General features: G+C 72.2%; 10 protein-coding genes. 3 read left to right on the forward strand and 7 right to left on the reverse strand.

The genetic code is table 11. From position 1 onward, the window contains the following. Window positions 1–613 (reverse strand): FAD-dependent monooxygenase (locus GRC12_RS38530; RefSeq protein ID WP_208784992.1); only part of this gene is annotated, 613 nt, incomplete at its 3' end. A gap of 198 nt (window positions 614–811) precedes the next feature. On the opposite strand from GRC12_RS38530, the gene GRC12_RS38535 reads away from it, so the two are divergent. The 3 genes from GRC12_RS38535 (at window position 812) to GRC12_RS38545 (ending at window position 3763) form a co-directional block, all read left to right on the forward strand. Next, window positions 812–2050 carry a PP2C family protein-serine/threonine phosphatase gene (locus GRC12_RS38535; RefSeq protein ID WP_208784994.1) on the forward strand — a complete coding sequence of 413 codons (1239 nt, stop codon included), beginning with the start codon at window positions 812–814 and terminating at the stop codon, window positions 2048–2050. A gap of 79 nt (window positions 2051–2129) precedes the next feature. After that, a complete protein-coding gene (locus GRC12_RS38540) occupies window positions 2130–2978 on the forward strand; it encodes an SDR family NAD(P)-dependent oxidoreductase (RefSeq protein WP_244374430.1) in 849 nt (282 codons plus the stop codon). Window positions 2979–3025: 47 nt separating this feature from the next. Beyond that, window positions 3026–3763, forward strand: coding sequence for an SDR family NAD(P)-dependent oxidoreductase (locus tag GRC12_RS38545; RefSeq protein ID WP_439959933.1), 738 nt, complete (start codon window positions 3026–3028; stop codon window positions 3761–3763). On the opposite strand, the gene GRC12_RS38550 is transcribed toward GRC12_RS38545, so the two are convergent. The 6 genes from GRC12_RS38550 to GRC12_RS38575 all read right to left on the reverse strand — a co-directional run bounded on the left by GRC12_RS38550 (window position 3733) and on the right by GRC12_RS38575 (window position 8239). Then, window positions 3733–4824, reverse strand: coding sequence for an MBL fold metallo-hydrolase (locus GRC12_RS38550; RefSeq protein ID WP_208784998.1), 1092 nt, complete (start codon window positions 4822–4824; stop codon window positions 3733–3735). The genes GRC12_RS38545 and GRC12_RS38550 overlap by 31 nt on opposite strands. Further along, window positions 4821–6353 (reverse strand): class I adenylate-forming enzyme family protein, encoded by a 1533-nt coding sequence (locus tag GRC12_RS38555; protein ID WP_208784999.1) that lies wholly within the window; start codon window positions 6351–6353, stop codon window positions 4821–4823. Before GRC12_RS38555 ends, GRC12_RS38550 begins: the two co-directional genes overlap by 4 nt. An 82-nt stretch (window positions 6354–6435) precedes the next feature. Further along, window positions 6436–6756 (reverse strand): EthD family reductase, encoded by a 321-nt coding sequence (locus tag GRC12_RS38560; RefSeq protein WP_208785001.1) that lies wholly within the window; start codon window positions 6754–6756, stop codon window positions 6436–6438. Window positions 6757–6765: 9 nt separating this feature from the next. Further along, window positions 6766–7146, reverse strand: a complete 381-nt coding sequence (locus GRC12_RS38565) for a hypothetical protein (RefSeq protein WP_208785003.1) — start codon at window positions 7144–7146, stop codon at window positions 6766–6768. After that, window positions 7143–7493 carry a nuclear transport factor 2 family protein gene (locus GRC12_RS38570; protein ID WP_208785005.1) on the reverse strand — a complete coding sequence of 117 codons (351 nt, stop codon included), beginning with the start codon at window positions 7491–7493 and terminating at the stop codon, window positions 7143–7145. Before GRC12_RS38570 ends, GRC12_RS38565 begins: the two co-directional genes overlap by 4 nt. 98 nt (window positions 7494–7591) lie before the next feature. Continuing rightward, on the reverse strand, window positions 7592–8239 hold the full coding sequence (locus GRC12_RS38575) for a TetR/AcrR family transcriptional regulator (protein ID WP_308286732.1): 648 nt from the start codon (window positions 8237–8239) through the stop codon (window positions 7592–7594). Window positions 8240–8347 lie beyond the last annotated feature (108 nt).

Below are 8347 nucleotides of genomic sequence, written 5' to 3' on the forward strand. Positions count from 1 at the left end.
GGGGCGGTGCGTCGGCGAGGACGGTGAGCCAGCCGATGCCGTGGTCGAAGGCGTGGGCGGTGAGGGCGCCGGCGGGGACCGTGGCGCGGCTGATGCCGTGGTCACCGTCGCAGCCGGCGACGAAGGCGCAGGTCAGGGCGTGGATCGTGCCGTCGGGGGCGCGGTAGCGGACGGTGGGGTGCTCGCCGGTCAGGTCGTGCAGGGAGACGTCGGCCGCCTCGAAGCGCAGGTCGCCGCCGTCGGCGAGATAGTGGGCGGTGAGTTTCTGGACCAGGACCTGCTGGGGGCAGAGCTGGGCGGCCGGGCCGTCGGAGCCGTCGCCGTCGGACACGAAGTGACGCTCGCCGTCCACCCGGAACTCGAGGATGCCGTCGTACGGGACTCCGCCCAGGACCTGGTCGGCCAGCCCCCAGGAATCGAACATCCGCACGGCCCGGGTCTCCACGATGCCGGCCCTCTGCCGCTGCGCGACGTATGCGCGGCTGCGGCGTTCCAGAACCACGCAGTCGACGCCGCTGCGCCGCAACAGGTTGGCGACGGTCATGCCGGCGGGCCCCGCGCCGATCACCACCACGGTGGTCGACTCCACCAACTCCCGCTCGTTTTCAGCCACTTGGCCACCTCCCGGGTCAGGGTAGCCGAGCGGGGCCGATCCCAGGAGGGCGGACGGCCGGGTGAATACGGCCGCGGGGTTCTGCCGTCGCGCGTCAACCGGCGGACGCCGGACGGAGCACTCTCGCACCCCTGGGGCCTTTTCCCCTCTATCGTGGAAAATCACTCATATAACGGCTCGGGGCGAGGCAGGCAGTGCATGACGGAACCGCAGATCGACTACGCGGCGGTCTTCCGAGGTCTCCCGGGCATGGTGGCCCTGCTGACCCCCGACCTGGTGTACGCGGACGCCAACGAGGACTTCCAGCGCCTGTCCGGACGCACCCGCGAGCAGCTGGTGGGCCGCTACATCTTCGACGTCTTCCCGGAGAACCCGAACGACCCGGCGGCCGCCGGCATGCGGGACGTGAAGGCCTCGATGCTGCGTGCGGTCGCCACCGGCGAGCGCGACACGATGGCCCTGCAGCGCTACGACATCGAGGACCCGGAGCGGCCCGGGCACTGGCAGGAGCACTACTGGAGCCCGGTCAACGCGCCCATCCTCGGCCCGGACGGGAAGGTGGCCCTCATCGCGCACCGGGTGGAGGAGGTCACGGAGCTCATCCGGGCCCGCGGGGGCACCGGCAGCAGCGACCGGCAGGCCCGGGTCCTGGAGGCGGAGCTCTACACACGCGCGCGTGAGCTGCAGGAGGTCAACGAACGTCTGCGCCAGGCGCACGCCCGGGAGCGTGAGGTGGCGTTGACGCTGCAGGCGGCGCTGCTGCCCGCCCCGCGGCCGATCGAGCAGCACCGGACGGCCGTGCGCTACCGGCCCGCCGTCGGCGCGCTGAACGTGTGCGGCGACTGGTACGACCTGGTCGACCTGCCCACCCAGGGCGACCGGATCGCGCTGGCCGTCGGTGACGTCGTCGGCCACGGGCTCGCGGCCGCGTGCGTCATGGGACAGCTGCGCAGCGCGCTGAGCTCGGCGTCCCGGGTCGTGGAGGGCCCGGCGCAGGCGCTGGACGCGCTGGGGCTGTACGCCCGCTACGTCGAGGGCGCCGAGTCGACGACGGCGGTGAACACCTTCGTCGACTGGGACAGCCACACCATCACCTACAGCAGCGCCGGTCACCCGCCGCCCGCCCTGGTGGACCGCGAAGGCACCGTGACCTTCCTGGACCAGGCCACCGACCCGCCGCTCGGCGCGCGCCCGGAGCATCTCCCCCGCCCCCAGGCCACCGTGTCCTTCACCGAGGGCGCCACTCTGGTCCTCTTCACGGACGGGCTGATCGAGCGGCGCGACGAGGACATCGACGTCGGTCTGGCCCGCCTCGCCGATTCCCTCGCCCGCCACCGCAAGGCGGACCCGGAGCCTCTGGCCGACGCCCTGCTGGCGGACCTCCTCCCCGCGACCGGCAGCACCGACGACACCGCCCTGGTCGTCCTGCGGCTCTGAGTCGCCGTCACGGGCGGAATCGGGTTCAGTCCGCCCGGGGCTTGTCGCCCCCGCTCAGCCGACCGTAGACTCCGAAAAAATGAAGCTAGTTCAGTTCATGTCGTGGTCGGGCTCGGGAGGCGCGGCGGTGGGTTCCCTGGACGGCAAGGCCGCGCTGGTCACCGGCGCGGGGCAGGGCATCGGGCGGGCGATCGCCGTGGAGCTGGCCCGTCGGGGCGCGTCCGCCGTGGCCGTCGCCGACCGCGACGCGGAGACAGCCACCGAGACCGCGGCCCTGGTGCGCGCCGCCGGGGCCCGCGCGGAGCCCATCGTCTGCGATCTGCGCGTCCGCGACGACATCGCCGGCATGGTCACGCGGGCCGCGGAGCACTTCGACGGACTGGATGTCCTGGTCAACAACGCCGGCGTGATCGAGACCGCGTTCACGACCGAACCGGACCGCGGCGTCGACTCCCTCCCGGAGGAGGTCTGGGACGCGGTCTACGAGGTCAACCTCAAGGCGGTGTGGCTGACGACGAAGTTCGCCGCGCCGTTCCTGCGCCGCTCCACGCGCGGGCCCGCCATCGTCAACACCGCCTCCGTCTCCGGCCTCACCGGCTTCGCCAACGCGCCCGCCTACGGGGTCACCAAGGCCGGCGTCATCCATCTGACCAAGGTCACCGCCGTCGACCTGGCGCCGGTGCGCTGCAACTGCTTCTGTCCGGGTGTCATCGAGACGCGGCTCACCCGGGACTTCCTCGCCGCCGCCGCGGATCCCGGGGCCGCCGAACGCGAGCTGACCGCGCCCCAGTTGGTGGAGCGGCTCGGACGCCCGGAGGAGGTCGCCGCGCTGGCGTGCTTCCTCGCCTCCGACGACGCCGCGTTCATCACGGGGTCGGCGTACGTCATCGACGGCGGGGCCCTCGCCTGGCTCGGCGTACGGAACTGACCACCACCGGCACGACCGAGAGGCAAGGGGATCCGATGCGCTCCAGGATGGCAGGCAAGACCGCGCTGGTGACCGGTGCCACGGGAGGCATCGGCGACGCCGTGGTGCGCCGGCTCGCGGCCGAGGGCGCGGTTGTCGTGGTGACCGACCTCGACGTCGACCGCTGCGAGAAGCTGGCGGAGGAGGTCGGGGGCGGCGCCCTGGGGCTGGCCCTGGACGTCTCGGACGAGGCGGCCTGGCAGGAGGCCGTCGCCGAGACGACCGCCCGGCGGGGCGAGTTGTCCGTGCTGGTGAACAACGCCGGCATCGCCAGCATGAACACCGTCGTGACCGAGACCATGGAGTCCTGGGAGCAGGTCATCGGGGTGACCCAGACCGGTGTCTGGCTCGGCATGAAACACGCCGGGCCGTCCATCGAGCGGGCCGGCGGCGGCTCCGTCGTCAACGTCGCGTCGATCTTCGGCACGGTCGGCGGGTTCGGCGCCCAGTTCTCGTACCACGCTGCCAAGGGCGCCGTACGTCTGATGACGAAGAACGCCGCGCTGCACTGGGCGAAGCGGGGCGTCCGGGTGAACTCCCTGCATCCCGGGTTCATCGAGACACCGCGCTCGCGCGAACTGTGGCGCGGCACGCCCCGGTTGGCCGCGATGCTCGAGGGGACGCCGCTCGGCCGGCTCGGCACGCCCCAGGAGGTGGCGGCCGCCGTGGCCTTCCTCGCCTCGGACGAGTCGAGCTTCATGACCGGGTCCGAGCTCTACGTCGACGGCGGCTGGACCGCACGGTGAGCGGACCCGTCAACCACCACGGGCGTGTACCGGTTGACCTCGTCGGTCCGTGTGCGGTCGGCCCTCCCCCGGGCCACCAGCACGTCCAGGTGCGCCGCCGTCTCGTTGACGGCGAGCATCTGGTCGAAGGGTCCGAGCTTCGAGAAGGGAACCCTTCGGCGGGTCCATCCCAGCTCCCCCGCCACCTCGTACGCGGTCCGGGTACGGCCGTCGAGGGCGGCCAGCGTCTCGGCGAGACGGTCGTCGTGGTGGGCCAGGAGTTCCCCGACCCGGGTGTGCACGCTGTCCCCGACCGGGCCGTGCGCGGGCAGCAGCCGGGCGTCCGCGAGTGTGGTCATCAGCCGCAGTGAGTCGAGGTAGTCGCCGAGCGGCAGCGTGGGGCCGCCGAGTTCGAAGCCGATGGAGGGGGTGATGTGCGGCAGGACGTGGTCGCCGGAGAACAGCAGTCCGCGTGCCTGGTCGAGGTAGACGACATGGCCCTGGGTGTGGCCGGGTGTCGGAACGACCGTCAGGCGTACGTCGCCGAAGTTCAGTTCCTCCGCCTGCAGCCAGCGGTCGGGTGCCTCCCAGACGGTGGCGTCGAAGTCGCCGTCGTACATCGCGGCGACGCGCTCGGCGAGTTCGTGGGCGCCGGCCCGGCGCAGGGTCGCCAGCGAGCCGACCGGTTCGTCGGTGCGCAACTCGCCCAGCAGTTCCAGGCCCCGCCGCTCGCCCGCGCCGAGGTAGACCCGGGAGCCCAGCAGCCTGCGCAGTTCGACGGCCTGGGTGTAGTGGTCCCGGTGGATGTGGGTCACCAGGACATGGCTGATCTCGCCGAGGTCGTGACCGAGTTCGCCCAGCGCGTCCTCGAGTGCCGTGCGGGACTCGGGGATCGACCACCCTCCGTCGACCAGGACCAGCCCCTCCGTCAGCCCCTCCAGCGCGTAGACGTTGACGGCGCGCAGTCCGTCGTCCGGCAGCGGGAGCGGAATGCGGTGGACGCCGGGTCCCACGGTCTCGGGTCCGGGGTGCGCCCAACGGCCGCGGTCGAAACGGGGGGTGTGGGTCGTGGGGGTGGTCATGCATCTCCTCGGCGGTGCTGTTCGCGGTGGGGGGCGAGCCTCGCGTGCAGGTCGTGGACGAGCGCGCGGGCCCCGGAGCGGTCGAGTTTGCCGACGGTGGTCTGGGGCAGCTCGGGGACGGTGAAGAGGAACTCGGGCCACTTGGCCTTGGACAGGCCGGTGCGGGCGAGGTGCGCGGTGATCTCGTCGAGGCCGAGTCCGTCGTGTCCGTCCTCCACCACCACGAGCACGGCGGCGCGTTCGCCGAGGAGCGGGTCGGGTACGGGGGCCACGCAGGCGCGCGCCACCGCCGGGTGCGCGGCGACGGCGCGCTCGATCTCGGTGATGTCGAGGTTGCGTCCGCCGCGGATGATGACGTCCTTCTCCCGGCCCATGACGGTGACCGTGCCGTCCTCGGCGGTCATCAGCAGGTCGCCGGTGGTGAAGAAGCCGTCCGGGGTGAGGGCCGGCGGTTCGACCTTGCCGTCGCGGGCGTAACCGAGGAAGAGGGACGGGCCGCGCACCTGGGCGCGACCGGTCGCGCCGGGCCCCAGGACGGTGCCGTCGGCGGCCACGGCCCGCAGGTCGGTGCCGGGGAAGGGCCGTCCGTCGCGGCCGAGACGGACCTCCTCGGGGTCGTCGGGCCGGGGGGAGGTGTGGCCGAGGCACTCCGACATGCCGAAGACGCGCAGGATCGTCGTCCCCAGGGAGCGTTCGGCACGGCCGAGGGCGCCACGGTCCATGGGGCCGCCGCCGACGGTGATCGAGCGGAGTCCGTCGAGGACCTTGGAACCGGCGGCCGCGGAACCCATCTGGAGGGCCATGGTGGGCACGCACATCGTCCACCGGACGTCATGGGCGGCCATCCGCGCGAGCGCCTCCTCGCGGTCCCAGCGCCCGGACAGCACGAGCGGCCCGCCCAGCATCAGCGCGAGGCAGACCCCGAAGCAGTACGCGGCGGTGGAGGAGAGCGGGACGACGGCGGCCACCGCGTCCCCCTCGCGCAGACCGTTGACGTCGACCGTGCACGAGCACGCGTACCGCAGGGCGCTCTCCGACTGGACGACACCCTTGGGACGCCCGGTGGAGCCGGAGGTCAGACCGATGACGGCTCCGCCGGACCACCGGGAGACATCGCGCGGGCCCCGGCCGGCGAGTACGGTCCAGCCGTCGAGAGACTCCGCCGCCACCGCGCCCGGCAGCGCTCCCGCGCCGCCCCAGTCCTCGATCGCGGACGGTTCGGCGATCAGGACGTCCGGCCGGATGTCCTCCAGGGCGGCGGTGAACTCGGCGCGGGTGGTGTGCCGGTTGAGCAGGGCCAGGACCCCGCCGGTCAGTCCGGCGGCGAGCGTCGCGGCGACCGTGCGCCACGAGTTGTCGGCCTGGAGCAGCACGGTGCCGCCCGGGGTGCCGGCCGGCGTCATCGCCTCGGCCAGTTCACCCGCTCGCCGCAGCAGATCGCGCGCGCCGTGACGTCCGTGATCGTCGACGACGGCCGTGAAATCGGCCTCTTCGGACCGTTCCTGGAACTCCCGCACTGTCTGTCGCATCCGCTTCCTCGCCTCGTCGCGAAGGGCCCACCGCGCGTAGGAGGGTGGGCGGGGTCGGCCCGGGAACGCGCCCCGGGCGTGCTCAGCCTCCGTACATCTCCGTCTCGCCGCCCATGACGGCGATCCGGCGTCCGCGCATGTCGCCGACCTGGGCGACGGCCGCCGCCCACTCGGGGCTCCGGAGTGCCGTGCGCAGGTCCTCGGGGGTGTCGAAACTCAGCACGGACACGCCGTCCCAGCCCTCCGAGCGTGGTTCGAGGGCGGCGTCGAGGTCGGTGTGCCGCCAGGACCTGAGACCGGGCAGCCGCCGGGTGAGGTCGGCGTGATCGCCGCGCCACCAGGCGATGAACCGCTCGTGGGTCCACTCGGGCGGCCGGGCGGCCAGCAGGACCAGGTTGTACATCGCGCCTCCTCAGGTGAACAGGACCGCGGGCGAGCGCCCGATCAGCAGCCGTCGTACCCTGCCCTCGTCGTCCAGCCGGGCCGAGGCCACGAAGGTCGCCTCGGGTGAGCCCAACCTGCGCACCTCGCCGAGATACAGCTCGTCCCGGCCTACGGCGGACGCGGTGAGCAGATGGTGGGTGCGTACGCCCACCTCGCGCTGGGCGAGGTAGCCCTCCATCTCGGCCCGTCCGCCGTGGAAGTCGGTGCCGGCGTCGCCCCCGGTGGAGAAGAGGATCGAGAAGGAGAAGTCCTCGCTGATCAGGTCCAGGATGCGGTGGGCGTCGTCGCTGTCGAGGATCCCGAACCAGGTGGTCAGGAACGGGGCGGCGGAGGTGGCCGGCGCGCTCACGGCCGGTCCACGAGGTCGAAGTCCGGGGTGAAGAAGGACTGGTAGCGCGCCATCAGCCCGGCGGGCGAGACCTGCGCGGCGGAGAGGAAGGCCCCGGTCGTCACGCCCTGGTCGACGACGAAGCCGTACGCCGTCTCGACGTCCCCGTCCACCGAGTACCGGACGATCTCGTGCCGGCGGTCCACCGCGTCGCGGCCGGCGAGGTAGCCGGTGAAGTCCTCGCGGGACGTGCCGGTGCGCTGGCCGCCGGGGAGGGAGATGAGGAACCGGAAGCCCGGTTCCAGGAGTTCGAGGGCCTTTTCCGGGTCGTGGCCGTCCATCCTGGCCATGTATTCGCGAAGCACCATTGCCGATCGCTCTCCCTCAGCTCCTGAAGCAACCTGAGTTCAGTTCAGTTTGACTGTAAGGCAGCCGCCCCGCCGCCGACAAGGGGCGGGGCAGGGGCCTATTCCGCGACCATCCGCACCACACAGCCCTCGATCATCTCGCTGATCTCCGACAGGGGAATCGCCCCGCTCGGGCGGTACCAGCGCCAGACGCTGACGATCATGCCGAGGACGGCGAGGCCGAGGGTGTGCGCGTCGCGGACGGGGTAGGCGCCCTTGGACATGCCGCGCATCAGCAGGTTCGTCCAGTCCCGCTCGACCATCTGCACCAGCTGGCGGGCGGCGACGCGTTCGGTCTCCTCGCGCTTGGACTTCCGCGGGGTGGCGAGCAGCGACATGTTGGCCTGCAGGATGCGCATCTGGCGGATCTCCTGCTCGGTGACGGCGAAGGCGGTGCGCACGGCGGCGCGCAGTTCCTCCACCGGTTCCGTCTCGTCCTTCGTGGCCTCGACGAACTGGTCGTGGGAGCGCTGGAGTTCGAGACGCATGATGGTGAGCAGGCAGTGGGCCTTGGACTCGAAGTAGTGGTAGAGGGCGGTCTGCCCGATGCCGACCCGGTCGGCCACCTCCGACCACTTGGTGTTCTCGTAGCCGTCCTCCCCGAACCGCTCCACGGCGGCCACGAGAATCGCGCCGCGCTTCGACCTGGGCCCCTCCTCCGGATCCACGATCCGCGCCCTCGCCATCGCCTCTATCCTCTCCTCCACGGACGGTTCCGATCACCGCTCGGTCGTCCGAGAGTAGACCCAAGTTCAAGTCGGTCACGAATCGGGGATCGGACGGGGTGTGCGTGCGCCGGGGGGCGCGGGGAAGGG

This window comes from Streptomyces griseorubiginosus (assembly GCF_017614965.1).
Lineage (GTDB): Bacteria > Actinomycetota > Actinomycetes > Streptomycetales > Streptomycetaceae > Streptomyces > Streptomyces griseorubiginosus_B.